Below are 26,579 nucleotides of genomic sequence, written 5' to 3'. Positions count from 1 at the left end.
TCTGCTGAGCATCAGAAACAGATTATCACAATGTTTGTAAGAATATAGACAGGTGAATCGATCAACCCGATTACAATATTTTTTTATCCTTTATAATCATGTTTTAATTTATTTGTGCCGTTGCTCCGGATTATCGATTCAGCAAAAAACATAGGAAAATAAATAACATGTCTATCACAACCGGCTCATCTTCTGATACACAAAATAAAGAAACACGGAGTGTCTTCTTTATTTCTGACGGAACGGCAATTACGGCGGAAGTATTAGGTCATGCTGTATTGTCACAATTCCCTATTGATATTATCGCTTACACCCTGCCGTTCGTGGCAACTGTCGAGCGCGCGCTGGAAATCAGACAAAAAATCGATACCATTTTTGAAACCACCGGGTTACGCCCTCTGGTGTTCTACTCCATTATCTGTCAGGACGTGCGCGAAGCCATCACCGGCAGTCAGGGCTGCTGCCAGGACATAGTGCAAACCCTGGTCGCGCCGATTCAGAAAGAGATTCAGATGGATCCGCAGCCGATATTCAACCGGACCCACGGCTTATCCAAGCGCAATCTGAGCCAGTATGATGCCCGTATCGCAGCCATTGATTTCGCACTGGCACATGATGACGGTGTCTCCCTGCGCAATATGGATCAGGCGCAGGTTATTCTGCTCGGCGTTTCCCGCTGCGGTAAAACCCCGACCAGCCTGTATCTGGCCATGCAGTTCGGTATCCAGGCCGCCAACTATCCGTTCACCGCAGATGATATGGATAACCTGCAGCTGCCTGCGGCCCTGAAGCCGTATAATAATAAGTTATTCGGTCTGACCATTGACCCCGAGCGTCTGGCTGCTATCCGCGAAGAGCGCCGTGAAAACAGCCGCTACGCCTCAATCCGTCAGTGCCGGATGGAGCTGGCAGAGGTGGAAGCGCTGTACCGCAAACACAAAATCAGCTACCTCAATACCACCAACTATTCGGTGGAAGAGATATCGACAAAAATCATCGATTCTCTGGGATTAAACCGCCGTATGTTCTGACAGCGGAAACGGTTAAGTGGATCACATTCCCGCGGTGATCCACTTTCTGCAATTGTATCTTGTAATCATCACGTTTTCGTTTATTGTGATCGGTATCACTGTGGTTTAACACAGCAACTGACCGAATTCAGAGACAGCACTAATCTATGGAAAAAACGGATGAACTGCGCACACGGGCGATAGACAAACTGATCACCCCGTCTGCGCTGGCCGGTGAGTTTCCGGCCACAGAAGCAATTAATAAGAATGTCACCACATCACGAACCCGCATTGAACGTATTTTAACCGGCGATGATCCGCGTCTGCTGGTGATTGTCGGCCCCTGCTCCGTGCATGACCCGATCGCCGCGCTGGATTACGCACAGCGCCTGAGCGAACTGCTGCCGAAATACAGCTCACGCCTTGAAATTGTGATGCGCACCTATTTTGAAAAGCCGCGTACCGTGGTCGGCTGGAAAGGACTGATTTCAGATCCGCGTCTGGATAACTCCTGTCAGGTCAATGAAGGTATCCGGCTGGCGCGCAAACTGCTGATCGACGTTAATGCACTGAATGTCCCGACAGCCACCGAGTTTCTCGATATGGTCACGGGGCAGTATATTGCGGATCTTATCAGCTGGGGGGCTATCGGTGCCCGGACCACGGAAAGCCAGATCCACCGCGAAATGGCCTCCGCACTCTCCTGCCCGGTCGGCTTCAAAAACGGTACTGACGGCAATATCAAAATTGCGATTGATGCCATCCGCGCCGCACAGGCCGGTCATATGTTCCTGTCACCGGATAAAGACGGGCAGATGACGATTTATCAGACCAAAGGCAATCCGTTCGGGCACATTATTATGCGCGGCGGTAAGACACCGAACTATGCTGCCGGTGATATTGCTCACGCCTGTGATCAACTGCGCCAGTTTGATCTGCCGGAACATCTGGTGATTGATTTCAGCCACGGCAACTGTCAGAAAATCCACCGCCGTCAGCTGGATGTCGCCAAAGATGTCGCACAGCAGATTAAAGACGGCTCGCGGGCTATCGCCGGTGTTATGGCCGAAAGCTTTATTCAGGAAGGCACACAAAAACTGGTGAATCACAAAGCGCCGGTTTACGGGCAGTCAATTACCGATCCGTGCCTGAGCTGGGCAGATACCGTCACCATGCTGGATATTCTGGCTGATGCGGCGGATGCCCGTTTCAGCTGAAACTATTCCCTTGTTACGAAACAGGATGCACCCGCATCCTGTTTATTCATCACCCGCAGTTATCATTCCTTCCCCATATAGTTGAGATGCCGCTCACTTTTTCCGTGTAAATTCCCTCTCTCGGAAAAAATCACTTGAACCACTCTCGTCAGCTGCTGATAATAATTTGCGAATGCGAATTGATATCAAATAAAATTATATGACTGAAAATAATCAGAATTCTGTGATATCCGTACTTACCGGATATAAAAATACAGCAACAGATAAAATCACGGTTATCAGCAGTGAAGCACTCCTGGGGCCGCAGCAGCGGATTATTATCCGCCATCAGAATGAGGAATATCACCTGCGCAGGACTAAAAACGGAAAACTTATTCTGACCAAATAACACACAGGCCAGCCACCTGTTTCCTTAAGGCAGCCAGCTTACTTTTTAATACCGGTTATCCGGTCTGCGCCGGTTTGGTGCAGATCACGAAAAAGTAAGGATCTGCTATGCACAGTGAAACACTCTCCCGTTACCTTGCCCTGAAAGAACAGGGACATCTTATCCACGCCCGTGATATCGCCGCTGAGATGGGCATATCCGAGGCAGAACTGGCACACTGCCGGGCCGGTTATGACGCCTGCCGCCTCACCCGGGATATCCCCGCCATTTTCCGGATGCTGGGCACCGCCGGGGAGCTGAAAAGCATCACCCGCAATGACCACGCGGTACATGAACATACCGGCACCTATGATAATGCTGAATTCGGGGAACACGCCTGCCTGCTGCTGAACCCGTACGGGCTGGATTTACGCTTTTTCCTGTCTCAGTGGCAGACGGTATTTGCCTTCGCGGAAAATACCTCGCGCGGCCTGCGCCACAGCCTTCAGTTTTTTGATCGCCGCGGGGATGCTGTCCACAAAATTTATACCACTGCTGATACCGATATGGGGGTCTGGCATCACCTGACAGCACAGTTCGCCGCGTATGATAACCCGCCGGTTGTTCCGGAACCGGCTGTCATCCCGGCCTGCACATCACTGACACCGGAGCAGCAGGCTGAATTTACCCGTCACTGGCAGCAAATGACGGATGTTCACCAATTTTTTGTTCTGTTAAAAAGATTTAATATCAGTCGCTTGCAGGCATTCCGTTGTGTGGATAACACCCTGGCACAGCGGGTGGATAACAGCGCGTTATCACGCCTGCTCACTCAGTGTACGGAAGAACAGAATGACATTATGATCTTTGTCGCCAACCGGGGCTGTGTACAGATTTTTACCGGCGCCATTGGCCGGGTTGAACCTTATATCAGCCCCCGCGACGGACAGCACTGGATCAATATTTTCAATCCGTCGTTCACTCTCCATCTGATCGAATCGGCTGTTGCGGAATCCTGGATTACCCGCAAACCCACCAAAGACGGTATTGTCACCAGCCTGGAATTATTTGATAAAAACGGTCAGGCTATCGCCCAGCTGTTCGGACAGCGCACCGAGGGTGAACCGGAACAAACGATCTGGCGCAGTCAGATTAATGCCCTGCTGACAGACTGCAGCGGTGAGGCGGCGGCATGAAAAAATATGTCCTCCTGCTACTGCTGCTCTGTTTTTTTCCACCTGCACGCAGTATGCAGGGCAGCATTATTACCCTTGGCGGTGATGTCACGGAGATTGTTTTTGCACTCGGTGCCGGTGACAGGGTAATTGCCCGTGATACCACCAGCGAGCATCCGCCGCAGGTCACTCAGTTGCCGGATGTCGGCTATCTGCGGCTTCTGAATGCGGAAGGTCTGCTGTCGCTTCAGCCTTCACTGATCCTCGCCAGTGAACTGGCTTATCCTTCTGCCGTTTTATCGCAGATCAGCGCGGCGGGTATCCCTGTCGTCACTGTCAGTGCTGCGGCAGAACTACCGGCTATTACCGCGAAAGTCCGTCAGATTGCGGAGGCTCTGGCCTTACAGTCAGCCGCCGCTGTACTGGTCGCTGACATTAACCGGAAACTGGATGCTGTACCGCAGACACCACTGCCGGTGAATGTACTGTTTCTGCTCAGCCACGCCGGTACTGCTCCGATGGCAGCCGGTACAGATACGGCGGCAGACAGCCTTATCCGCAGTGCAGGCGGAAGAAACGCAGCCGCTTCTTTCCGCCGTTATCGCCCGCTGTCAGCAGAAGGAATGATTGCCGCTCAGCCCGATTTAGTGGTGATCACCCGCAGCGGTCTGGCTTCTCTCGGCAGCACCGGCAATCTCTGGCAGTTACCGGGGCTGGCTCAGACACCTGCCGGAAAACATAAGCGGGTATTGGTGGCTGATGATATGGGGTTTCTCGGCTTCGGGTTACAAACCCCGGATACACTGCATCAGTTACGTGAAGCGATGGAGGCAGCAGCCGTGTTATGAATAATCCGCCCGCCTTTCATCTGCGCCGCCTGTGCCTCTGTTTTCTGTTGGTGATCATGATATTGACGGCCATGAATACCGGCGGACTGCCGGTTTCTGTCAGCGCATTCCTGCGGGGTGAAGTAACCCCGCAACTCTGGCAGATCTGGTTATCTGTCCGTCTGCCGCGGATTGTTCTGACAGTTCTGGTGGGCATGGCACTGGCCACCGCCGGAGTATTATTACAGGGATTATTCCGCAACCCGCTGGCAGACCCCGGTTTGCTCGGGATCAGCAGCGGCGCAGCCGTTGCGGTGGCACTGGGGATTGTCTTTATCGCGCCTTATCTGAATGGTGCGGTCACACTGTATCTGCATATTATTACTGCCTTCAGCGGTGCACTTTGTATCAGCGGACTGATTTTTCTGCTCAACCGCCGCCGTCAGCCTTTGCTGCGTCTGTTACTGTGCGGTATTGCCGTTAACGCAATCAGTATGTCCTTTGTCGGCGTGCTCAATTATCTGAGTGATGATAAAGAATTACGTCAGTTTTCACTGTGGATGATGGGCAGCACCGGGCACATCAGCTGGACTCTGCTTCTGCCTGCTATCGTACTGGCACTCCCTGTGTTTTATGCCGCATTCAGACTGGCACGTCCGCTGGATATGATTCAGCTGGGAGAAGAAGAAGCGCATTATGCCGGAGTGAATGTCCGCCGGACACAACAGTGTGTCCTGCTGATCAGTGCCCTGCTCACCGGGATTGCCGTGGCACTGAGCGGGATTATCGGTTTTATCGGCCTGGTTATCCCGCACCTGATGCGTATGATTTTCGGCTGGCACCACCGGCTTCTGCTGGTGACATCAGCCCTTGCCGGTGCACTGCTGTTACTGCTCTCCGATACACTCGCCCGCACACTGGTGGTACCAGCAGAAATCCCGGTCGGATTACTGACCGGATTACTTGGTGCACCCTATTTTCTCTGGCTGATTTTCTCTGTGAAGGAATGATATGCCCCGTATAACCGTCAATAATCCGCCACCGGTGCTGGTTGCAGAGAATGTCAGTTTTTCCCGTCACGGACAGCCGGTAGTCAGTGATATCTCCCTGACTTTGCACTGCGGAACCATCACTGCGGTTACCGGCCCGAACGGCGCAGGTAAATCAACTTTTCTTCGTTTACTCAGCGGCTATTATCGCTGTGACAGCGGTCAGATCATGCTGCGCGGAAAACCAATGGCGTCCTGGTCTGCCGGTGCACTGGCACAAATCAGGGCGGTCATGACACAACAAAGTGTTATCTCTGCCCCCTACCGGGTCAGAGATATTATTGCATTGGGGGATTTGCACCGGGAATACACACAACAGGCAACCACAGATGAAGTGATACACCTGACGGCCTGTGAACCACTGCTGGAGAAACGCTGGTATCAGCTTTCCGGAGGTGAACAACAGCGGGTTCATCTGGCGCGCGCGCTGATGCAACTAAGCTGTCCGCTGCCTCTCCCCCGTCTGTTATTACTGGATGAACCGACTGCAGCACTGGATCTTCATCACCAGCAACACCTGATGCGGATGCTGAAACAGCGTGTAAGTGCAACCTCCCTGGCGGTCTTCTGCATTCTGCATGACCTGAATCTGGCCTCTTTATATGCTGATCACGTCATAATGCTGAATAACGGCCGCATTGTCCGTCAGGGAACACCGGCCGGGGTGCTGCAAAAAACGGTACTGGCGGAAACTTATCAGGCAGACCTGATAACGCTCCGCCATCCGCTTACCGGCAATACATCTGTGTTACTTGCACCTTAATGTTGATCAGGTTTTGCCGTAACCCGTTGTTTGCGGCAAAACATGATTGCCGAAAGCAGACATAAGGTGTAGCCGAGTAATTCACAGCCTTCTTCGGCCAGGTTTTTTGCCAGCCGGTTAAAATCATCACCCATCATACCGCGCCATAAAATTCCCATACCGAACAGGCGGGAAAAAACCAGCACCACCAGCAAACCGGTAACCATCATGCCGTATGCCGGATGAGAGACAAAACGGTACAGCCCGTTAACCGCCGTGCGCGGATGCAGAAAAGCATAGATAATCGCAATCAGTGAAACCGGAACAGCAAACCAGAACCATGCCCCGTGGGAAATATAGTCAAAAATCTGATCCAATTCCCGGATCAGCATACTGGCAAAAAATCCGGCTATCAGAAAAAAGCCCGCCCTGTCCTCCGGCTCCCGCAGCCCTTTGCGGAAAAACAGCACAATCACTGCCAGCAGCATCACCTCAGCAACAATTTCTGTCACCGAGTCTTCACCCAAATCATTCTTAAGAACCAGAATATCAACAAACAACAGACCTGTACTGGCAGCCATAATCAGTGCCAGCATAAAAAAAACGTCCCATTGCCCCAAAAAGAAACCGAAATTGCTGTGACATAACCATCCTGAATTATATTTATCGTCGGAAGATTCTATCGATATTGAAACTATAATTGGTGACATATGGTGCTATATGCTGGTAATAAAACAATTGGTTTCATCTATTGGTCTGATAATGATTCTCAATCATGAAAGGCACGATTTGCCTACACAATTCTTGGAAAATTCATAAAATATGGTTAATAACATATGTGACTATTAAAATTTATAGATTGTAAGCCCGATTTTGGGAGGTGAACATGTCAGAAAGTGTAGTGAACGATATTATCAAATGGCTGGAAACCCAGTTACAGCGCAATGAAGGGATCAAGATTGATACTATTGCGGATAAGAGCGGTTATTCAAAATGGCATCTCCAGCGTATTTTCAAAGATATCAAGGGATGCACATTAGGTGAGTATGTCCGTAAGCGCCGCCTGCTGGAAGCAGCTAAATCTCTGCGCGATAACGATATGTCTATTCTGGATATCGCGTTGCAGTATGGCTTCAGCTCACAGGCAACCTTTACCCGCATCTTTAAAAAACATTTCAATACCACACCGGCAAAATTCCGTGATCACGGTCAGTTGCCGGAACCGCGCTGTTTTATGGAGTGCGGTTCACACTAAACAGCTGAAAAAATATCCCCGCCTGCCGCAACCGGCCAAACGGGGATATTTTTTATTCTGCTGCTATCACGCCGCAGGCAATCCGAGCGCCGCCACCACCTAATGGTGCCGGTGAATCTGAATGATTGTCACCGCCCGCATGAACCATAATGGCATGCCCTTTGATCTCTCTGAGTTTTTTAAGGCGTGGTGCCAGCACCTGCGTGGTCGCTTTCCCGTCATCAGTCACATACAGTGCCGGCAAATCGCCCAAATGGCCGTCAGCATATGGCCCGGCATGAACTTTTGTACCTGCCGGGTCAAAATGGCCGCCTGCGGCCAGGGCAGGTACCGGTTTACCCTCTTTCTCTGCAGCATCACAGGACGGATTTTCGTGGATGTGAAACCCGTGCACGCCCGGCGGTAACCCATTCAGCGCCGGTGTAAACAGCAAACCATAATCCGTTTCCTGAATATCAATAGTGCCGATAACCTTACCGGCACCTTTTTCTGTCGCTTCATGCAGGGTAACGCGCTCAGTTGCAGCCAGGGAGGTTGATGCCCCCATCAGGATTAACAACGGAATGAGTTTTTTCATCATATGCTCCTTCAGTTTATTATTCCTCACCTATCCTACGGCACCGACCCGGATTGTCTTTCAGATTAACGGCATATTTTACTGAAGCTCTGCCACCAACCAGTCCCGCAACTGAATTAGCTCATCGTGCATGTCCGGATAACCGGCCATCAGCTCAGTGAATACCACCGTTACAGCATCAGCGCTGTACCGCTGACCGGTCAGCAGTTGTGCCAGTTGCTCCAGCGGGGCCGGGTCAAGGCTGTCAGTAAAAATCTGCGCCCGGCTGATCATGCCGCGCTCCACATCAAAATGCAGTTCAATCCCGCCCCATTTAAAGCGGGTATCCAGCAGATGGCTGAAGGCCGGTGCATTGCCGAAATTCCAGTCCCAGCTGCTCTGTCTGGCAAAGGTCTCGGCAAATCCCGGCAGATCAGGAAGTGAATCCGGTGAAATCAGTTCCGCCTCTGCCTTTTCGCCGTAATAGTCGAAGAACGCAGCTTTAATCGCTTCGCACACCTGCTCATGGTCAATCCCGGGAATAATTTCCGTCAGATTGGTCACCCGCGAGCGGACAGAAGTGATCCCTTTGGCCTGCAATTTCTTCGGATCCGGATTGAGATAATCCGCCAGACGGCTTAAATCCGCATTAATTAATACCGTGCCGTGATGGAAGCCGCGATCTTTGGTTTCCCGGTATGCCGAGCCGGAAATTTTCCGCTCACCGTCTTCGCAGTTAACCACCAAATCATTACGGCCGGATGCCGATACCGAAATGCCGAGCCGGGATAAGCCGCTGAGAATAATATTGGTGGAAACCGTTTTGTCATATTCCGGTTTCCCGGCCATAAAGGTGAAATTCGTATTTCCCTTATCGTGGAATACCGCCCCGCCGCCACTACTGCGCCGGGCTAATTTAATATGGTCAGATTCCATTTTGCGGGTATTACATTCCTTCCACGGGTTTTGTGCCCGGCCGATAACCACGGTGTCATTATTGCGCCATAAAAACAGCACGCGCTGGTCAGCAGGCATCTGCCGGAAAATACACTCTTCAACGGCAAGGTTAAACCACGGATCAAAGGAATCAGAAATAAAAAGACGAAGTGACGACATGTTGTCCCCCGGAAAAAATAGGCTGCCGATAAGATAGCATATTTATCCCGGTGATTTTAAAGTCTGCGCGCCTGCCAGAAGACTTTTTTCCAGTAAACGTTATCCAGGCTGGAACGCATCACACCTTTGCTGGTCGAGGCATGAATAAAGGCACGGTCAGAATCATAAATGCCGACATGTAACCCGTTCTCGCCACCGCCGGTTTTAAAGAATACCAGGTCACCGGGCTGTAAATCCTCAACATCGATCCGGGTGCCGTAGGTTGTCTGCGCTTTGGTGGTGCGCGGCAGAGAAATAGCGAAGCGGTCATTAAATGTCCGGTAGACGAAACCGGAACAATCAATGCCGTTTAAATCCATTCCGCCGTAATGATATGGCGTACCGTACCATTGCGATAATTGTTCCCGCAACTGGGCAATCACCATAATCGGGTCCGATAATTCTGTTTTGATCGGCGGTGCATGATATTTACGCGGCGTTGATGAACAGCCGACAACGGCTAATACGCAGATAAAAAGCAGAGAACGGAATATGATTTTCATTGTATTATCCCCGGTGCGGCAGACCTTCAACCCGCATTACTGTATTAATATCTGCGGGTGAAAGTCAATATTTGCCGTATTTTACCGGATGTTAAGGCATTTTCCGGTAATACAGTAATGTCAGGTTTTCATCAGTGACCATTTCATCGGCCGGTGAGACATCGTTCTCATCCACCCCGTGACGATCACGCAGAATCAGCGCAACATTACCGGTTTTACGAGCATTTTTCAGCCAGGATTCGAAATCATCATGCGAAATGAACCTTTCCCGGGTATCCGGATATAAGTCACTCAGCCCGTATTTCAGTTCTCCCGGGCGATCAAACATATAAATATCACTGCGCTGCAATTCCCATGCTGCTGATGTACCGATGCCAACACTATTGACCAGAATATAACGGGCATCTTTCAGCAATGCGGCATTCTTCTGAATAAAGATCTGCGGTAAGTTTGCCCGTTCAGTCCGCTCCGGTAACAGTGAGCTGACTGATAAACTGATCGCCACGGTACAAAATGCCGCGAGCATCCAGTAGCGGCACCCTTTTATCAGGGTTAGCGCTGAAACCACAATCCAGAACAGGAAAATCGCAATGGCGCCGATAAATTTACCGCGCTCAGCGGCAGAATACACCAGGGTATTTTCCAGATTATTGATTACCAGCAGGGCAATAACGGCGCAACCGCCAAAAATAATATTGATCACCGCGTTCAGTTTAAAGATTGAAACGGCTTGTTTCTTAATCAGAGTATGGATATACGCTGCCATCAGGATCGTCAGTGGTGCAATAACCGGCAGAATATAGGTCAGTAATTTTCCTTTGGCGATACTGAAAAATAAGAACGGTAATACTGTCCAGCACAACAGGAAGAATAATGGCTTATTTTCACGGCGCTGTTGCCAGCCCTGTTTTAATGCCCCGAATAAAAAACCACTCCAGGGTAAAACACCGGCAAACAGAATCGGAATAAAGAACCAGAACGGCGAGAGGTTTTGCGCCTCTTTACTCATAAAACGCTGGATATGCTCAACCATCACAAAATAGCGCCAGAAATCGGGCTCGGCATGATATATCGCCAGCGCCCACGGCAGCGTGATAAGCCCGGCAGCCGCAATTCCCGCCCAGCAATAACAGAGCATGGTTTTAAAGCGATGGTAGAAAATATGCACCGGTATCAGTGCAATAACAGGCAGCACCAATGCCAGAAAGCCTTTTGTCATCAGCGCCATGCCGCAGGCCAGCCCGAAGGTGATCCAGTAGCCCAGCAATGCACGGCGTGACTGTGCGGTAGTCAGGCCATAACTGAGGTAAATCACCAGTGTGACCCACATGGTCAGAATCGGATCCAGCGTACTGTAGGTTCCGAGAGCAAGCACCAGTAACATACTGGCATACAGGAAGGCCGCTGTACGGGCGATGACTTTCTCATCCCACATTTTCATTGCCAGCCGGTAAACCAGCAATGTGCTGATCATCGTCGAGAACAGGACACCAAAACGCACTGCAAATTGTGTGTGACCGAACAGCATCTGACTGATGTTATTTACCCAGTAACCCGCCACCGGTTTTTCAAAATAGCGGATATCCAGCAGATGCGGCACCACCCAGTTGCCGTCAGCCAGCATTTCCCGGCTTATTTCCGCATAGCGGGTTTCATCCGGCTGCCATAACGCACGGAATTCCAAAGGAATAAAATAGGTCACTGCAATAAACAACAGAAATAACACAGCCCACATTGCGGCAGACGGATACGCCACATTAAACGCGGACTTACGGCTGTTAACGTCCAATATAACCTCCGGACAAGGATACAATTTTATAACAATAAGGTAACCATCTCTGTTACTTCCATTAAGACCAGAGCCCTGCAGAATAATTCACGGAAGAACAGGATATTTTTGTTATACAAGAAAGAATAAAAGGGAGGATTAATTCAGGCTTAACGGTTAATGGCGGCTTAATAAAACAGTAAACCGCCCCGTGACTATGCGGCCGGCTTCTCTTTGCTGTGGATCAGACGCACACCAAACAGAATAAAAATAATACCGATGCTTTTTATCAGCGACACACCTTCATTAAACCAGGGCAGAAAGGCAGCCAGCAGATAGACAAACACATAGCTCAGACTGATAAGCGGATAGGCTTTATTAAGCGGCAAATCCCGCAGCGCGAGCAGCCAGCACACCATTGACAGAACATACCCCGCCAATCCGGCGAAAACGACTGCAAACGGCTGCCACTGAGATAACAGCCAGCGGATATCCAGCCATTGTGAGCTCAGTGCAATATCGGGTAATTGTGTCACGCCCAGTTTCAGCAGCAGCTGAGCGGCGGTGACAAACAGCACACTGCCGAGCACCCAGAGATATCCGCGCATCAGTGTCCCGCTCCCATCAGAATCACGCCGGTGACAATCGCGGCCACACCGCACCAGTGCTTGCGGGTCACCCGCTCACCGTATAAAAACTGTGCCACCAGGGTGACTACCACAAAGTTGATACTCAGCATCGGATAAGCGATATTCAGCGGCATCACCTGCAGGAGTTTCAGCCACAGCAGCATCCCCAGGCCAAGCAGAAACACCGCCAGCGCCAGCCAGTACAGGCCTCTGCGTTTTGCATTTTCCTGCGCCGCCTGCCAGACATCCACCGCCTGTTTCTGGCAGATCTGGCCGCCGCAGGTAAGAAAACTGACAATAATCAGTAAAACAATTTGCCCGAACACCATCACACCTTATGGCTGTTTATCATAGATATAGAGGGTCATCCGGCTGTTTTCAGTCCGTTTGTCCGCCGGCGGCAGTTTGGCATCGTAGGTGTCATTTTTATCTGTTACCAGTAGTGCGACCTGCCCTTTTTTGCGGGTTTCCGCCAGCCAGTCAGCGAACGTCGCATCATTCAGCAACCGGTATTCGCTGTCCGGATATTTCAGGCCGTAAGTCAGCTCACCGGAATTATTCAGCAGATAAATATCACCGCGTTTCAGTTCCCAGGCCAGCCCGGCACCGATGCCGACACTGTTACTGACAATAAACGGACTTTTTTCCAGATCAGTCATATTCTGGCGGATAAACGCCTGCGGCAGTTTGGAATCCACGGAACGATCAGGCACCGCGCTGCCGAATGTCAGACTGATCACCAGTGAGCAGGAAGCCGCCCACAGCCAGTGTTTTGCTTTCAGCAGATAACAGAGATACCCGATTATGCCCCAGATAGTAAAGGCGACAATGCCCAGTACCACTTTGGACCATTCATCCGGCTGATAGATTGGTTTTTTCACCAGATAACTGGCAACGATCAGCCCGGCGACCGCCACTGCACCAAAGGTCAGGTTCAGAATACCGTTCGCCTGTAATGCTTTCATCCGGTGTTTACGCACACAGTCAACGCCGTATTTGGCAATCATCACAGCCAGCGGTGCCATCAGCGGCAGCATATAGGTCGGCAGTTTACCTTTGGCAATACTGAACAGCAGGAACGGGGCAACAAACCAGCAGAACAGGAAAAACATCGGCGGATTATTGCGCCGCTCTTTCCAGCCTTTAAACAATGCGCCGGGCAGTAACGCCAGCCACGGCAGGCAACCGAGCAGGATCACCGGGATGTAGTACCAGACCGGCGAGGCGTGCTGGGCATCTTCACCTGAGAAACGCTGGAAGTGCTCCACCACAATGAAATAGCGCCAGTAATCCGGCTCCTGCTGATGAACCGCAATCGCCCACGGCAGGCTGATCAGCACTGCGCAGAAAACCGCCAGCGGGCCGAATTTCAGTAACTCAAGGAAACGCCGCTGGTACAGCATCACCGGCAGCATAGCCACCACCGGGATCGCCAGCGCAAGGAAGCCTTTGGTCATAAAGCCCATACCGCAGGCCAGACCAAGCAGGCACCAGGAGGTTATTCTGGTTTTCACATTTTCGGCTTTCAGTGCCCTGAAGCTGAAGGCCATCGAGGCAATCACCCACATGGCAAACATCGGGTCGAGCACACTGTATGTGCCGACACTGAACACCAGAAACATGGAGACAAAGACCAGCGACGCAACAAATGCCGTGTGACGGTTGCGCCACATCAGGAGGGTCATCCAGTAAACCAGCAGAGTGCTGATAAGGATGCTGAAGACAGAACCTGCACGGACAGCAAAATTGGTATGACCGAAGACCAGCTGGCTGACGTTATTCACCCAGTAACCGGCCACAGGTTTTTCAAAATAACGCAGATCGAGTAATTTGGGAACGACCCAGTCACCCTGTGTCACCATTTCACGGCTGATTTCCGCATACCGGGTTTCATCCGGATGCCAGAGCAGACGATCATTGATCGGGAAAAGGTAAGTTAACACGAAAAAAAAAGCCAGCAGAAAGGCTCCGATTTTACTCGCCCGGTTATTCAGCATGTAATGCTATCCCTCTTGTTGGCAGCCCAGCCACCCTTCCCGGCCGGGGAAATCACCCCGTACCACTTTGCCTGTCGGTAATGTTGATAAATCAGACGGCAGCAGTTCGCTGAGCGGACAAAAGCGGAAATCCTCGTTTTTAATCCGATCCAGCAATGCCTCAAACTGTGCGGCTTTGGACATGCCTTCCACTTCTGTGTGGATAGTATAGACCGGTACGCCCTGATCCCGTCTGATTGCATCGAGGATAAAGTCGTTGAAATCCGCATCAGCCACCTGCGGCCCCACCACTTCATCATAGGTCGGCAGTGTAACAGGAATCTGCACGGTTCCGGTAGTCCCGTCTGCAAGAAGCGGACGAAACGGATGCGTTCCGCGGCAATCACTGTTGTAGGCAAAACCAAATGCCTGTTTGGCTTCAATCACCCGTTCATCCGCGCGCCAGCCCGCCACCGCAGAGCACTGCACCGGCTGCCCGGTAGCCTGTGATAAGGCATCGGTACCCAGACGAATCTGCTCTGTGATTTGTGCCGGTGTCCAGCGGCCGATTTTCGCCTGCCAGCCCTGGTGATCCCACGCATGCAGGCCGACTTCATGACCGGCATCCAGCGTCTGTTTCATCAGGTAACCCAGGTCACGGGCTATTTTCTTACCCGGCCACGCTGTACCGGCCAGCAGAATATCCAGGCCGTATAATGAAGCCGCATTGGAGCGCAGCATTTTCCACAGAAACTTAGGACGCAAAAGGCGCCACAAGTGACGCCCCATATTGTCCGGCCCGACGCTGAAGAAAAAACTGGCTTTAATATCGTGCTGCGCAAATACCTTCAGTAACTGCGGCACACCTTCCTGTGTGCCGCGGTAAGTATCCACGTCAACCCGCAGGCCGACATTTTTCATTACTCGTCGTTCCTCAGCTCTTCAACCGCACCGCGCAGGAAGAAGTCGAGAGTTTCTTCCACAGTCTGGCGGGTATCGATAGTCGGTTTCCAGTCCAGTAAACGCTCAGCGTTTTTGATGCTTGGTTTACGGTGCTCCACGTCCTGGTAACCTTTACCGTAGTAAGTGCTGCTTTCGATTTTACGGAAGCCGGCAAATGGCGGGAAGTTATCACGCAGCGGATGTTTCTCGAAGCAGTCGAGCAGCATTTCTGCCAGTTCGCGGATACTCGCTTCGTTCACCGGGTTACCGATGTTGATGATCTGGCCGTCACACTTGCCGTCACGGTTTTCAATGATGCGGAACAGGGCTTCGATACCGTCATGGATATCAGTAAAGCAGCGTTTCTGCTCACCACCGTCAACCAGTTTAATCGGCGAACCTTCCACCAGGTTCAGGATCAGCTGAGTGATAGCACGGGAGCTGCCGATACGCGCGGAGTTCAGGCTGTCCAGACGCGGCCCCATCCAGTTGAACGGACGGAACAGAGTGAATTTCAGACCTTCTTTCGCACCGTATGCCCAGATAACCCGGTCAAGCAGCTGTTTGGAAACAGAGTAGATCCAGCGCTGTTTGTTAATCGGGCCGACAATCAGGCGTGAATTATCTTCATCAAACTCTTTATCATCACACATACCGTACACTTCAGAGGTGGACGGGAAGATGATCCGTTTGTTGTATTTCGCGCAGTAACGGACAATTTTCAGGTTTTCTTCGAAGTCCAGCTCGAACACGCGCAGCGGGTTACGGGTGTATTCGATTGGTGTGGCAATCGCCACCAGCGGCAGAATGACATCACATTTTTTGATGTGATACTCAATCCACTCGGTGTGAATGCTGACATCGCCTTCAATAAAGTGGAAACGCTCGTCACCGATGAAACGATCAATCGCGGAAGAGCTGATATCCATACCATAGATATCGTAGTTGCCGTCTTCCAGCAGACGTTCTGTCAGGTGGTTACCGATGAAACCGTTCACACCCAGGATCAGCACACGCTTACGGCGGGCAACCTGCGCAGTGGCTTTCGGGCCGACGCGGACATCAGTTACGATACCCATTTCCGCTGCCAGACGGGCACCCTGCACATACAGGCCGGATTCCCCCTGGCCGCTGATCACTTCCAGCGCGCCGTTTCCGCAGGCAATCACCAGCGGTTCAGCAGAAATAACGGTTCCCGGACGTTTGCCTTTGTTATCGGCCAGCACGCGGCTGCGCCAGATGATCATTTTGCGCTCACCCAGGAAGGTGAATGCACCAGGATACGGTTCTGTCACCGCACGGACCAGGTTGTGGATCTGTGCAGCCGGCTGATTCCAGTCGATCAGACCATCTTCCGCACAACGGCGGCCGAAGTATGTTGCCTGAGATTCATCCTGAGCGGTGGTTTTATAAGTACCGGCCTCAATCAGCGGTAAAGTTTTGTCCAGCAGTGTTTCTGCGGCTTCACGGACTTTACCGTGAACAATCAGGGAAGTATCGTCACCACCGATAGTGACTTTTTCCTGTGCGACAATATCGCCGGCATCGGCTTTGGCAACCATTTTGTGCAGGGTAACACCGGTTTCGGTTTCACCGTTCAGCACAGCCCAGTTGATTGGTGCGCGGCCGCGGTATTTCGGCAGCAGAGAACCGTGCAGGTTAAATGCGCCTTTCGGTGCCAGCGCCAGAATTTCTTCGCTCAGCATATCGCGGTAGTAGAAAGAGAAAATAACATCCGGTTTCAGTTCACGGATGCGATCCACCCACAGCGGGTGGTTAACGTTTTCAGGGGCATAAACCGGCAATTCCATGTCCGCGCTGACGCGGGCCACCGATGAGAAGAAATGGTTTTCACCCGGGTCGTCCGTATGGGTAAAGACGGCCTGAATATCAAAGCCCGCTTTTTTCAGGGCCTTCAATCCGACACAACCAATATCATGGTAGGCAAATACGATTGCTTTCATTAGTTTTTTTTCCTGAGTTTCAGTTTCACTGGTCTCTTTCGCCTGAGCGCCGACCACTTTTTGAATAAAATACCGGGGACGTGCACGAACATCGTTATAAATCCGCCCGATATATTCCCCGAGCAGACCCATTGCCACGAATTGTGCGCCGATAAACATAAATAAGATGGCGAACAGGGTAAACACTCCCTCTGCCGCCCACAGCGCGCCGAAAGCCACGCGCAGAATAATCAGTAACAGCGCCAGCAGGAAACCGGACGCCGCGATGATACTGCCGACAATGCTTAACAGGCGCAGCGGCGCGGTAGTCAGGCAGGTCAGCAGGTCATACATCAGATTGATCAGTTTGAGGAAACTGTATTTTGAGTCCCCGAACTCACGTTCTGCGTGTTTAACATCAATCTCAATCGTTTTACGGGCAAAGGTATTTGCCAGAATAGGAATAAAGGTGCTGCGCTCATGACACTGTAACATCGCATCGATGATATGACGGCGGTACGCACGCAGCATACAGCCGTAGTCACCCATAGCGCTGCCGGTTGCGGCGATGATCATTTTGTTGATCATTTTTGAGGCGGTTTTGCGGAACCAGGAGTCCTGACGGTTTGCGCGGCGTGTGCCGACCACGTCATAGCCCTCTTCTGCTTTTTCAACCAGACGCGGGATCTCTTCCGGCGGATTCTGTAAATCCGCATCCATGGTGATCACCAAATCACCACCGGCCTGTCTGAAACCCGCCATAATTGCGGAATGCTGGCCGTAGTTACGGTTCAGCAGGACAGCAACCACATGGTTTTCAGGGATCTCTGCCGCCTGCGTCAGCATTTCTGCTGAACGGTCACGGCTGCCGTCATCCACCAGCACAATTTCATACGCCTGCTTCAGCGACTGACAGGCTTTGATTGTACGTTCCAGCAACTGAGGGAGACTCTCTTCCTCGTTGTAAACCGGAATTACCACTGAGACTTTCTTAATTTCGTTAAATGACACTTATTTCTGCTCCGCAAGAATAGCTCTGATTGCGTCTGTCACACGGGTCACATCACTGTCTTTCATATCCGGGAAGAACGGCAGCGAACATAATGTCGCGGTGTTCCACTCCGAATTCGGCAGTGATAATGACGGGTACCGTTCCCGGTAATATTTCTGGGTATGAGCTGCACGGAAATGCAGACCTGTCCCGATATTGACCGCTTTTAACTGCTCCATAAAGGTATCGCGATCGATGCCGCAGACCGCTTTATCCACACGAATCATCAGCAGATGATTGGCATGCAGATGCGGGTAATCCGGCACGGATAACAATTTAACCGGCAGCCCCTCCAGGGCTTCACGGTAAAGCTGTGCCAGGTGTGCGCGGCGTGCGTTCAGTTCGTCCATCCGGCTCAGCTGCACCACCGCAATCGCGGCGTGGATATCTGACAGGTTATATTTGAACCCCGGTTCGACCACTTCTGCCTGCGGTTTGCGGCCCTGCATCTGACGGTCAAACGCATCCACACCCAGCCCGTGGAACTTAAGACAGCGGATACGCTGTGCAAGTTCATCGTTATCTGTAGTAATTAATCCGCCTTCCGCGCAGGTGACGTTTTTAATCGCGTGGAAAGAGAAAATAGCGGTGCCTTTTTCGCCGATCCACTCGTCACGGTAACGGGTACCAACGGCATGTGCGGCATCTTCCAGCAGGAAAATATTGTGTTCCTGCGCAATAGCACGTAAAGCAACCAAATCACAGGGCGCTCCGGCATAATGAACAGGAATGATGACTTTGGTCTTCGGGGTAATCGCCGTACGGACGTCATCCGGCTGAATCATCAGTGTGTCGCGGTCAACATCAATCATCACCGGTACCGCGCCGAGCAGCTCGATCATATTGATGGTGGAAACCCAGGTCTGTGAAGGCGTGATCACTTCATCTCCCGGGCCGACACCCAGTGCCATCAGCGCAACATGCATACCGGCAGTTGCGGATGCCAGAGCAATGGCGTGTTTACAGCCGAAACGCTGACAGAAATCCGCTTCCAGCTGCTGATTTTGCGGGCCGGTGGTGATCCAGCCGGAACGCAGTACTTTTTCAACAGCCGCGATCTCTGACTCGCCGATAGCTGGCCGGGAAAACGGAAGAAACTCAAGCATAAATACAACCTAATAAGAATCGGAAGTGATGATTATATCCTGAATTGATTCAATTGACGCTCAACACCAGGGCTTCGTTTAAACAATTCTTAATCTTTACAGCGACTACATAACAACAAATATATGTGACAGCATAACAAAAATCAGCGCCGTTGTTGATGCCAATCTGTTATTTGCCACTGTGTTTCTTGTATTGGTCTGATACTTTTTATTTCAGACTGAAAAAGTTCGCTCAAGATATCTTCAGTCATAATTATCTGAGTTTCACCGGCGGCAAGTAACTGACCGGCTTTAAGTAACACCACCGCATCGGCATGCAGATAACTGTGGTTTAAATCATGACCGCTGGTAATAATCGTTCCCTGCTGTTCACAAAACCGGGCTATCCATTTATCCAGCATCGCCTGCTGGGTAATATCCAGGTGGTTACGCGGCTCATCCAGTAATAAGTATTTCCCGGACAAGTCATCCGTTGTCCATAATTGCAGAAATATCGCCGCTATTTTCACCCGCTGCCATTCACCGCCGGATAATTGCGTCAGCATACGCGGCAGTAACAGCTCCAGCTGAAAATCGCCGCACAACTGATAAATAAGCTGTGTATTTTCCTGCACCGCCGGCATATAGAGCTGCAGATACTGAAACACCGTCATCACCGGGACACAATCGGTGGTTTGGGTCAGATACGCACGGAACTGTGCCTGCTGCCGTTTGGGGATCGATTTTAAGTCCGTACCGCGGTAGCGGATTTGCCCCTCATAACGCACAGCATCCGCCAGTGCGGCCAGCAGAGTACTCTTGCCGGAGCCGTTCGGTCCCAGCAGATGGATTTGCTGTCCGGCAAAAAATTGCAGGGCATCACAGGTAAGACGGCGGCCGATGTGGATCCCGCTGACATCAAGTAACAGATTATTCATCAGCGGCGTCCTCCGTGATGCCGGGTCAGCAGATAAATAAAGGCCGGTGCGCCGATGGTTGCAGTCACCACGCCGATCGGAATTTCGGCATTGGATAAAATCAGCCGTGAGCATAAATCCGCCAGCAACAGACTGACGGCACCAAATAATGCACAGGCGGGTAATAATGTCCGGTGATCAGTAATACCCATCAGCCGCAGCATATGCGGGATAATCAGCCCGATAAAGCTGATAGCGCCGGCCACCGCCACACTCAGGCCGATCAGCAACCCGACGGCAATAATAAACACATTGCGCCAGCGGTGTGCCGATACCCCGAGCTGCTGGGCATTAACCTCGCCCAACGCAAGATAGTTAAGCACCGGTGCCTGCCACAGCAGCCACACGGCCACCACCGCTATCGCCGCCAGCAACGGACTGAGCCGCCAGTCCGCCCCGGAAAAACTTCCCATCATCCAGTACATCAGCTGGCGTAAATCCAGACTGGTGCTGAAATACACCATCCAGGTCATAAATGCGCCGCAGATAACCCCGAGAGCCACGCCGACCAGCAGCAGCTGGCTGTTACTCAGTCGCCGGAAATGAGCAAACCAGAGTAAAATCAGTGTCAGCAGTGTCGCCCCGATCACCGCCCCGCCCCCCAGCACCCACAGCGGCGGCATGCCTTTGAAAAACAGGACGATAAAGACAACAAACACCCCGGCACCGTTACTCACGCCGAGCAGCCCCGGTTCCGCCAGCGGGTTTTCAAAAATGGCCTGCATCACCGCACCGGCCATTGCCAGCCCAGCCCCCACCGCAATCACCGCCAGCACACGCGGGAAACGCAGATCCCAGACAAATAACTGCGCGGTTTCAGATAACCACTGGTCCGGTAAAATCCACATCTCACCGGCGCACAGTGCAACGGCGATCATTATCAGCAAGGTAACAGAAAGAAGAATTATGCGCTGTACATCCCGCTTTTTCCGCGTCTGTACCAGCTTCGTGATGGGGTTGTGAATATGCATGAGATCCCTGTCATTAATCAAGACGGGAGATAGTATACCTGAGTCAGAAGGAGGTTAATGTCTGACAAACCACAGAAAAGAAAACGACCTCATAAGAGGTCGTTTCAGGTCTTACTCTTTCGGTGTCGATTTTTCGACCTTGGCTTTCAGTTTCTGCCCCGGACGGAAAGTGACAACACGACGGGCTGTGATAGGAATATCTTCACCCGTTTTAGGGTTACGGCCCGGACGCTGATTCTTGTCCCGCAGATCAAAGTTTCCGAAACCGGATAATTTCACCTGCTCACCATTCTCAAGAGAACGGCGTACCTCTTCAAAAAACAGTTCTACCAGGTCCTTCGCATCGCGTTTGCTCAGGTCCAGTTTTTCCGACAGATTTTCTGACATTTCAGCTTTAGTAAGCGCCATAGGTTTAGTCCCTCAAGGATGCTTTAAATCGCTGTTGCAACGCGGCAACGCATTTGTTTACGGTTGCTGCAATTTCATCTTCTTCAAGTGTACGCTCTGTATCCTGTAAGGTCAGACTGATCGCCAGACTCTTATAACCCTCAGCAACACCCTTACCACAGTACACGTCAAATAAGTTTATGCCAACTAACTGATTTACGCCAACTTTTTTACATTCGTTCAGAATGTCTTGTGCAGCGACGTTTTCCGGCACAACGATGGCGATATCCCGGCGGTTCGCAGGGAAGCGTGAAATTGCTTCAGCCTCAGGAATAATACGGTTTGTCAGTGCGTCCCAGCGGATTTCAAAGACAACCGTACGGCCGTTGAGATCCAGTTTTTTCTCCAGTTCCGGATGAACCACACCGATATAACCAATATGCTCATCTTCCAGATAAATCTCAGCACCTTGTCCCGGATGGAGGGCCGGATTTGTCGTTGCTTTAAACGATACACGATCTAATTTGCCAGTCAATTCCAAAATGGCTTCCAGATCACCTTTTAAATCATAAAAATCAACGACCTGTTTTTCCGATGACCAGTGTTCTTCATTACGGTTACCGGCGATAACGCCTGCCAGCATGGTTTCCTGACGGATCCCGAGGTCTGCGGCCGCATCCGGTACAAAGCGCAGACCGGATTCAAACAGGCGGACACGGCTCTGCTGACGGTTCTGGTTATACACAACAGTGCTTAACAGGCCGGTCAGCAATGACAGACGCATGGCTGACATATCTGCAGAAATCGGGTTCGGCAGAATAATCGCGTCCTGACCCGGGTGCAGCAGGGTCTGAATTTTCGGGTCGACGAAACTGTAGGTAATCGCTTCCTGGAAGCCACGGTCAACCAGCAGTGTTTTCACACGCTTAAGCGGCAGATGTGCTTCGTGACGAGAGGTCATAATCAGGTCAGCGCGCAGCGGAACATCCGGGATATTGTTGTAGCCGTAAATACGGGCCACTTCTTCCACCAGATCTTCCTCAATTTCCATGTCGAAACGCCATGACGGCGCAGTCACCAGCCACTGATCCTGAGACATTTTCACATCACAACCCAGGCGGGTCAGAATATCCGTTACCTGCGCATCATCCACATGATGGCCGATCAGACGGTCAAGCTTGTTACGGGTCAGTGTGATCGTTGCCGTTTTCGGTAAATCAGCCTCAGAAACCACTTCAATGATTTCGCCCGGCTCACCGCCGCAGATATCCAGAATCAGACGGGTGGTACGCTCAGCCGCGATACGCTGTAACTGCGGGTCCACGCCGCGCTCAAAACGGTGTGAAGCATCGGTATGCAGACCATACTGACGTGCACGGCCGGTGATAGCCAGCGGGTTAAAGAATGCGGTTTCCAGCAGGATATTTTTAGTGGTGTCAGACACACCAGAGTGCTCGCCGCCGAAAATACCGGCCATACCCAGCGCACCACGGCGATCTGCAATCACCAGAATGTTATCTGTCAGTGTAACTTCGTTGCCGTCCAGCAGCGTCAGTTTCTCACCCTGCTCTGCCATGCGGACAATCAGTTCACCCTCAAGGGTATCCAGATCATAAGCATGCTGCGGCTGACCCAGCTCCAGCAGAACGTAGTTGGTGATATCCACGACCGGATCGATAGAACGGATGCCGCCGCGGCGCAGTTTTTCCACCATCCACAGCGGAGTTTTTGCTGTCACATCGACGTTTTTAATCACACGTCCGGTAAAACGCGGACACGCCTGCGGCGCATCAACACGGATAGGGAACGTGTCCTGATGGACAGCGGCGACCGGGGACATATCCGGAGCCTGATAATCCATCTTATTGAGAACCGCCACATCACGGGCCACACCACGGATGCTCAGGCAGTCCGCACGGTTTGGTGTGATGCTGATTTCAATCGCGGTATCATCCAGCTTCATATAGTCGCGCAGATCGGTACCGATTGGCGCATCTGCCGGTAATTCAATAATACCACTGTGGTCAGCGCTGATACCCAGCTCAGAGAATGAGCAGAGCATACCTTCTGACGGCTCGCCGCGCAGTTTGGCAGCTTTGATTTTAAAATCGCCCGGTAAGACCGCACCGACTGTCGCAACAGCCACACGCAGCCCCTGACGGCAGTTTGGCGCGCCGCAAACAATATCGAGCAGGCGGTCACCGCCGGTATTCACTTTTGTCACACGCAGTTTATCGGCGTTCGGGTGCTGTCCGCACTCAACCACTTCCCCGATAACCACACCGTTAAACTGACCGGCAACGGCTTCTGTGCCGTCCACTTCCAGGCCGGCCATGGTAATCTGATCAGATAACGCGTCGCTGCTGACAGCCGGGTTTACCCATTCGCGTAACCAGAGTTCACTGAATTTCATGAGAGTATCCCGCCTTATTTGAATTGCTTGAGGAAACGAAGGTCATTTTCGAAGAATGCGCGTAAATCGCTCACGCCGTAGCGCAGCATAGTCAGGCGCTCCATCCCCATACCAAAAGCGAAACCGGAGTAAATGTCCGGGTCAATACCGACATTGCGCAGCACATTCGGATGTACCATCCCGCAGCCCAGCACTTCCAGCCATTTGCCGTTTTTACCCATCACATCCACTTCCGCTGACGGTTCAGTGAACGGGAAGTAGGACGGACGGAAACGCACCTGCACTTCTTCTTCAAAGAAATGATTCAGGAAATCATGCAGTGTGCCTTTAAGATTAGTGAAACTGATATCAGTATCCACAATCAGACCTTCTGTCTGATGGAACATCGGGGTGTGAGTCTGATCGTAGTCATTACGGTAAACACGGCCCGGCGCAATAATGCGGATTGGCGGCTGTTTATCTTTCATGGTACGGATCTGCACGCCGGAGGTCTGCGTACGCAGCAGACGTTTGGCGTCAAACCAGAAGGTATCGTGATCAGCACGTGCCGGATGGTGTGCCGGAATATTCAGTGCGTCAAAGTTATGATAGTCGTCTTCGATTTCAGGGCCGGATTCAACAGAAAAACCCAGTTCGCTGAAAAAGGTTTCGATACGCTCAATCGTACGCGTGACCGGATGCAGACCGCCATTTTCCATGCGGCGTCCCGGCAGAGAGACATCAATCCGCTCTTCAGCCAGACGGGCATTCAGCGCCGCAGATTCCAGGGAATCTTTGCGGGCATTCAGTGCGGTCTGAACTTCTTGTTTGGCTTCGTTAATCACTGCACCCGCAGCAGGACGATCTTCCGGCGGCAGATCCCGCAGCGATTGCATCTGTAAGGTTAAATGCCCTTTCTTACCCAGGTATTCAACACGTACCGATTCCAGCGCTGCAACATCCTTTGCCTCTTCGACGGCTGCTTTTGCCTGAGCAACCAGTTCAGCGAGATGTGGCATGTTTTCCTATTCCTCTGACCCTGTGGTCTTCAATTATGACGACGGTGCTGCCGGACGTGATTATCTCACCCGCTCCGGCAAGCCCCTGAAACAAAAAAGCCTCCAAACTGGAGGCTTACGGCGTTACTTTTCGTTTCTTTTTTTACGCGCAAAGCCCCCTGAGTTCAGGCGCTAAAGTAAAAAAAGAAGCGGAAAGAAACGATATTATTCATTTTCTCAACTATTTATCAGTTAACCGGATGTATTTTGTCATATTACGCGAAAAACATACGGATATACAATGACAAATTATTCATTTCACAGATTTTTTCTGCCGGATAGCAAAAGAGGGAGCAAGCTCCCTCTTTTGTCTGAACAATTACGCCAGAGCGCCTTTTGCTTTTTCGACCAGCGCAGTAAATGCGGCTTTATCGAATACAGCGATATCGGCTAAGATCTTACGATCGATTTCGATGGATGCCTTTTTCAGACCGTTGATGAAACGGCTGTAAGACAGACCATTCTGACGAGCTGCTGCGTTGATACGTGCAATCCACAGCTGACGGAACTGACGCTTACGCTGACGACGGTCACGGTAAGCATACTGGCCAGCTTTGATTACTGCCTGGAAGGCAACACGATAAACGCGCGAACGGGCACCGTAGTAACCTTTCGCTTGTTTCAGAATTTTTTTGTGACGTGCGCGAGCAATGACACCACGTTTTACACGAGCCATACTAATCTCCTAAAGTCGTAAACTTTGCTAAAAACTTGCTTATGCGTATGGCAGGCAAGCGACAACTAAACCCAGATCCCCTTTGGAGACCATACCTTTCGGACGTAAATGACGTTTACGCTTAGTTGATTTTTTAGTCAGGATATGACGGAGGTTAGCATGCTTACGCTTGAAACCACCTTTAGCGGTTTTTTTGAAACGCTTAGCTGCACCACGTACAGTTTTAATCTTTGGCATTTTTATTTCCACTTCGCATTGTTAAACAACGAATTAATCCGGCGAATAAAAGCCGGGGTTGCCCCCGGCATTTATTACTTGGATTGCCGGACTATTTCTTCTTAGGAGCGAGCACCATGATCATCTGGCGACCTTCGATCTTCGACGGGAAGGATTCGACGGAAGCTAATTCACTCAGATCGTCTTTGATGCGGTTAAGCACTTCAATACCAATCTGCTGGTGCGCCATTTCACGACCACGGAACCGCAGTGTGATTTTGGCTTTATCGCCATCTTCAAGAAAACGAACCAGGTTGCGTAGTTTGACCTGATAGTCGCCTTCATCTGTGCCAGGACGGAATTTGATTTCCTTAACCTGAATAACTTTTTGTTTCTTCTTCTGCTCTTTAGCCGATTTGCTTTTCTCGTAGAGGAATTTGCCGTAATCCATGATACGGCAAACGGGCGGTTCGGCATTAGGGCTGATTTCAACTAAATCAACCCCGGCTTCCTCGGCTTTCTCAAGAGCTTCTCTCAGGCTGACAACACCAAGCTGCTCGCCTTCAAGACCAGTTAAACGAACTTCATTGACACGGATTTCCGTATTGATACGGTTCGGACGTGCTGTTTGAATTCTTTTTCCGCCTTTAAT

General features: G+C 51.2%; 27 protein-coding genes, 1 pseudogene and 1 other annotated feature. Of the genes and pseudogenes, 8 read left to right on the top strand and 20 right to left on the bottom strand.

From position 1 onward, the window contains the following. Nucleotides 1-167: 167 nt before the first annotated feature. The 7 genes from ppsR (at nt 168) to JL661_RS07785 (ending at nt 6,408) form a co-directional block, all read left to right on the top strand. Complete coding sequence (ppsR, locus tag JL661_RS07815; RefSeq protein WP_004235416.1) at nt 168-1,031, top strand: posphoenolpyruvate synthetase regulatory kinase/phosphorylase PpsR; 864 nt, start codon at nt 168-170, stop codon at nt 1,029-1,031. 146 nt (nt 1,032-1,177) lie between these two features. Then, nucleotides 1,178-2,227, top strand: coding sequence for a 3-deoxy-7-phosphoheptulonate synthase (locus JL661_RS07810; RefSeq protein WP_032098088.1), 1,050 nt, complete (start codon nt 1,178-1,180; stop codon nt 2,225-2,227). 199 nt (nt 2,228-2,426) lie between these two features. Further along, a complete protein-coding gene (gene hemP, locus JL661_RS18555) occupies nt 2,427-2,615 on the top strand; it encodes a hemin uptake protein HemP (RefSeq protein ID WP_032098087.1) in 189 nt (62 codons plus the stop codon). A 107-nt stretch (nt 2,616-2,722) separates the two neighbouring features. After that, a complete protein-coding gene (locus JL661_RS07800) occupies nt 2,723-3,790 on the top strand; it encodes a hemin-degrading factor (RefSeq protein WP_062771519.1) in 1,068 nt (355 codons plus the stop codon). Continuing rightward, nucleotides 3,787-4,617, top strand: a complete 831-nt coding sequence (locus JL661_RS07795; protein WP_004239996.1) for a heme/hemin ABC transporter substrate-binding protein — start codon at nt 3,787-3,789, stop codon at nt 4,615-4,617. The genes JL661_RS07800 and JL661_RS07795 overlap by 4 nt, the downstream gene beginning before the upstream one ends. Further along, a complete protein-coding gene (locus JL661_RS07790; RefSeq protein WP_046024513.1) occupies nt 4,614-5,606 on the top strand; it encodes a FecCD family ABC transporter permease in 993 nt (330 codons plus the stop codon). Before JL661_RS07795 ends, JL661_RS07790 begins: the two co-directional genes overlap by 4 nt. A 1-nt stretch (nt 5,607) precedes the next feature. Continuing rightward, a complete protein-coding gene (locus JL661_RS07785) occupies nt 5,608-6,408 on the top strand; it encodes a heme ABC transporter ATP-binding protein (protein WP_062771517.1) in 801 nt (266 codons plus the stop codon). Here the strand turns inward: JL661_RS07785 and JL661_RS07780 are convergent. Further along, on the bottom strand, nt 6,405-6,968 hold the full coding sequence (locus JL661_RS07780; RefSeq protein WP_247718689.1) for a hypothetical protein: 564 nt from the start codon (nt 6,966-6,968) through the stop codon (nt 6,405-6,407). The genes JL661_RS07785 and JL661_RS07780 overlap by 4 nt on opposite strands. Nucleotides 6,969-7,273: 305 nt before the next feature. Here JL661_RS07780 and JL661_RS07775 point away from each other — a divergent pair, with 305 nt between their 5' ends. Continuing rightward, entirely contained in the window at nt 7,274-7,642 is a 369-nt protein-coding gene (locus tag JL661_RS07775; RefSeq protein WP_004235398.1) for a helix-turn-helix domain-containing protein, read from the top strand. Nucleotides 7,643-7,694: 52 nt separating this feature from the next. On the opposite strand, the gene sodC is transcribed toward JL661_RS07775, so the two are convergent. The 19 genes and pseudogenes from sodC to infC form a co-directional block, all read right to left on the bottom strand. Further along, nucleotides 7,695-8,222 carry a superoxide dismutase family protein gene (sodC, locus tag JL661_RS07770; RefSeq protein ID WP_004235395.1) on the bottom strand — a complete coding sequence of 176 codons (528 nt, stop codon included), beginning with the start codon at nt 8,220-8,222 and terminating at the stop codon, nt 7,695-7,697. Between the two features lie 75 nt (nt 8,223-8,297). Then, nucleotides 8,298-9,314: a lipoate--protein ligase gene (gene lplA / locus JL661_RS07765; RefSeq protein ID WP_062771515.1), complete on the bottom strand. Its 1,017-nt coding sequence runs from the start codon at nt 9,312-9,314 to the stop codon at nt 8,298-8,300. A 56-nt stretch (nt 9,315-9,370) separates the two neighbouring features. Then, the gene (locus JL661_RS07760; protein WP_004235392.1) at nt 9,371-9,856 is read right to left on the bottom strand and encodes a C40 family peptidase; all 486 of its coding nucleotides are present in this window, start codon (nt 9,854-9,856) and stop codon (nt 9,371-9,373) included. Nucleotides 9,857-9,947: 91 nt separating this feature from the next. Beyond that, on the bottom strand, nt 9,948-11,645 hold the full coding sequence (gene arnT, locus JL661_RS07755; RefSeq protein WP_004235390.1) for a lipid IV(A) 4-amino-4-deoxy-L-arabinosyltransferase: 1,698 nt from the start codon (nt 11,643-11,645) through the stop codon (nt 9,948-9,950). Nucleotides 11,646-11,839: 194 nt separating this feature from the next. Next, nucleotides 11,840-12,235, bottom strand: coding sequence for a 4-amino-4-deoxy-L-arabinose-phosphoundecaprenol flippase subunit ArnF (arnF, locus tag JL661_RS07750; RefSeq protein WP_170950674.1), 396 nt, complete (start codon nt 12,233-12,235; stop codon nt 11,840-11,842). After that, nucleotides 12,232-12,582 carry a 4-amino-4-deoxy-L-arabinose-phosphoundecaprenol flippase subunit ArnE gene (arnE, locus tag JL661_RS07745; RefSeq protein WP_046893562.1) on the bottom strand — a complete coding sequence of 117 codons (351 nt, stop codon included), beginning with the start codon at nt 12,580-12,582 and terminating at the stop codon, nt 12,232-12,234. The genes arnF and arnE overlap by 4 nt, the downstream gene beginning before the upstream one ends. Nucleotides 12,583-12,588: 6 nt before the next feature. Further along, complete coding sequence (arnT, locus tag JL661_RS07740) at nt 12,589-14,250, bottom strand: lipid IV(A) 4-amino-4-deoxy-L-arabinosyltransferase (protein ID WP_218481046.1); 1,662 nt, start codon at nt 14,248-14,250, stop codon at nt 12,589-12,591. A 6-nt stretch (nt 14,251-14,256) separates the two neighbouring features. Continuing rightward, nucleotides 14,257-15,150, bottom strand: a complete 894-nt coding sequence (gene arnD, locus JL661_RS07735) for a 4-deoxy-4-formamido-L-arabinose-phosphoundecaprenol deformylase (protein WP_062771513.1) — start codon at nt 15,148-15,150, stop codon at nt 14,257-14,259. Beyond that, nucleotides 15,150-17,135, bottom strand: a complete 1,986-nt coding sequence (arnA, locus tag JL661_RS07730) for a bifunctional UDP-4-amino-4-deoxy-L-arabinose formyltransferase/UDP-glucuronic acid oxidase ArnA (RefSeq protein WP_036417347.1) — start codon at nt 17,133-17,135, stop codon at nt 15,150-15,152. Before arnA ends, arnD begins: the two co-directional genes overlap by 1 nt. A 54-nt stretch (nt 17,136-17,189) precedes the next feature. Further along, nucleotides 17,190-18,125: pseudogene (gene arnC, locus JL661_RS07725) on the bottom strand (undecaprenyl-phosphate 4-deoxy-4-formamido-L-arabinose transferase); the annotation flags it as partial. Further along, a complete protein-coding gene (arnB, locus tag JL661_RS07720) occupies nt 18,126-19,271 on the bottom strand; it encodes a UDP-4-amino-4-deoxy-L-arabinose aminotransferase (RefSeq protein WP_004235375.1) in 1,146 nt (381 codons plus the stop codon). A 143-nt stretch (nt 19,272-19,414) separates the two neighbouring features. Continuing rightward, complete coding sequence (locus JL661_RS07715; protein ID WP_036417707.1) at nt 19,415-20,188, bottom strand: vitamin B12 ABC transporter ATP-binding protein BtuD; 774 nt, start codon at nt 20,186-20,188, stop codon at nt 19,415-19,417. Beyond that, nucleotides 20,188-21,198, bottom strand: coding sequence for a vitamin B12 ABC transporter permease BtuC (btuC, locus tag JL661_RS07710; RefSeq protein WP_004239981.1), 1,011 nt, complete (start codon nt 21,196-21,198; stop codon nt 20,188-20,190). Before btuC ends, JL661_RS07715 begins: the two co-directional genes overlap by 1 nt. 111 nt (nt 21,199-21,309) lie before the next feature. Next, nucleotides 21,310-21,606 (bottom strand): integration host factor subunit alpha, encoded by a 297-nt coding sequence (gene ihfA, locus JL661_RS07705; protein ID WP_004235369.1) that lies wholly within the window; start codon nt 21,604-21,606, stop codon nt 21,310-21,312. A gap of 4 nt (nt 21,607-21,610) precedes the next feature. Next, nucleotides 21,611-23,998, bottom strand: a complete 2,388-nt coding sequence (gene pheT / locus JL661_RS07700; RefSeq protein ID WP_024473269.1) for a phenylalanine--tRNA ligase subunit beta — start codon at nt 23,996-23,998, stop codon at nt 21,611-21,613. A gap of 14 nt (nt 23,999-24,012) precedes the next feature. Continuing rightward, nucleotides 24,013-24,996, bottom strand: a complete 984-nt coding sequence (gene pheS, locus JL661_RS07695) for a phenylalanine--tRNA ligase subunit alpha (protein ID WP_024473270.1) — start codon at nt 24,994-24,996, stop codon at nt 24,013-24,015. A gap of 89 nt (nt 24,997-25,085) precedes the next feature. Next, nucleotides 25,086-25,211, bottom strand: a sequence feature (Phe leader region). A gap of 143 nt (nt 25,212-25,354) precedes the next feature. Further along, a complete protein-coding gene (rplT, locus tag JL661_RS07690; RefSeq protein WP_004235362.1) occupies nt 25,355-25,711 on the bottom strand; it encodes a 50S ribosomal protein L20 in 357 nt (118 codons plus the stop codon). Nucleotides 25,712-25,750: 39 nt separating this feature from the next. Beyond that, on the bottom strand, nt 25,751-25,948 hold the full coding sequence (gene rpmI, locus JL661_RS07685) for a 50S ribosomal protein L35 (RefSeq protein ID WP_004235358.1): 198 nt from the start codon (nt 25,946-25,948) through the stop codon (nt 25,751-25,753). Between the two features lie 91 nt (nt 25,949-26,039). After that, a complete protein-coding gene (gene infC / locus JL661_RS07680; RefSeq protein ID WP_071592720.1) occupies nt 26,040-26,579 on the bottom strand; it encodes a translation initiation factor IF-3 in 540 nt (179 codons plus the stop codon).

The organism is Morganella morganii (assembly GCF_019243775.1).
GTDB classification, from domain to species: domain Bacteria; phylum Pseudomonadota; class Gammaproteobacteria; order Enterobacterales; family Enterobacteriaceae; genus Morganella; species Morganella morganii.
Note: the sequence above shows the minus strand (reverse complement) of the source record. Positions and strands in the feature narration are given on the sequence as shown.

Coding starts and splice junctions, on each gene's coding strand:
- rplT (WP_004235362.1), bottom strand. CDS start 25,711: ATGGCTCGTGTAAAACGTGGTGTCATTGCTCGCGCACGTCACAAAAAA.
- JL661_RS07790 (WP_046024513.1), top strand. CDS start 4,614: ATGAATAATCCGCCCGCCTTTCATCTGCGCCGCCTGTGCCTCTGTTTT.
- JL661_RS07760 (WP_004235392.1), bottom strand. CDS start 9,856: ATGAAAATCATATTCCGTTCTCTGCTTTTTATCTGCGTATTAGCCGTT.
- arnE (WP_046893562.1), bottom strand. CDS start 12,582: ATGGTGTTCGGGCAAATTGTTTTACTGATTATTGTCAGTTTTCTTACC.
- JL661_RS07810 (WP_032098088.1), top strand. CDS start 1,178: ATGGAAAAAACGGATGAACTGCGCACACGGGCGATAGACAAACTGATC.
- JL661_RS07785 (WP_062771517.1), top strand. CDS start 5,608: ATGCCCCGTATAACCGTCAATAATCCGCCACCGGTGCTGGTTGCAGAG.
- JL661_RS07795 (WP_004239996.1), top strand. CDS start 3,787: ATGAAAAAATATGTCCTCCTGCTACTGCTGCTCTGTTTTTTTCCACCT.
- sodC (WP_004235395.1), bottom strand. CDS start 8,222: ATGATGAAAAAACTCATTCCGTTGTTAATCCTGATGGGGGCATCAACC.
- JL661_RS07780 (WP_247718689.1), bottom strand. CDS start 6,968: ATGGCTGCCAGTACAGGTCTGTTGTTTGTTGATATTCTGGTTCTTAAG.
- arnA (WP_036417347.1), bottom strand. CDS start 17,135: ATGAAAGCAATCGTATTTGCCTACCATGATATTGGTTGTGTCGGATTG.
- JL661_RS07715 (WP_036417707.1), bottom strand. CDS start 20,188: ATGAATAATCTGTTACTTGATGTCAGCGGGATCCACATCGGCCGCCGT.
- pheT (WP_024473269.1), bottom strand. CDS start 23,998: ATGAAATTCAGTGAACTCTGGTTACGCGAATGGGTAAACCCGGCTGTC.
- JL661_RS07775 (WP_004235398.1), top strand. CDS start 7,274: ATGTCAGAAAGTGTAGTGAACGATATTATCAAATGGCTGGAAACCCAG.
- arnD (WP_062771513.1), bottom strand. CDS start 15,150: ATGAAAAATGTCGGCCTGCGGGTTGACGTGGATACTTACCGCGGCACA.
- ppsR (WP_004235416.1), top strand. CDS start 168: ATGTCTATCACAACCGGCTCATCTTCTGATACACAAAATAAAGAAACA.
- ihfA (WP_004235369.1), bottom strand. CDS start 21,606: ATGGCGCTTACTAAAGCTGAAATGTCAGAAAATCTGTCGGAAAAACTG.
- hemP (WP_032098087.1), top strand. CDS start 2,427: ATGACTGAAAATAATCAGAATTCTGTGATATCCGTACTTACCGGATAT.
- lplA (WP_062771515.1), bottom strand. CDS start 9,314: ATGTCGTCACTTCGTCTTTTTATTTCTGATTCCTTTGATCCGTGGTTT.
- arnB (WP_004235375.1), bottom strand. CDS start 19,271: ATGCTTGAGTTTCTTCCGTTTTCCCGGCCAGCTATCGGCGAGTCAGAG.
- JL661_RS07800 (WP_062771519.1), top strand. CDS start 2,723: ATGCACAGTGAAACACTCTCCCGTTACCTTGCCCTGAAAGAACAGGGA.
- rpmI (WP_004235358.1), bottom strand. CDS start 25,948: ATGCCAAAGATTAAAACTGTACGTGGTGCAGCTAAGCGTTTCAAAAAA.
- btuC (WP_004239981.1), bottom strand. CDS start 21,198: ATGCATATTCACAACCCCATCACGAAGCTGGTACAGACGCGGAAAAAG.
- pheS (WP_024473270.1), bottom strand. CDS start 24,996: ATGCCACATCTCGCTGAACTGGTTGCTCAGGCAAAAGCAGCCGTCGAA.
- arnT (WP_218481046.1), bottom strand. CDS start 14,250: ATGCTGAATAACCGGGCGAGTAAAATCGGAGCCTTTCTGCTGGCTTTT.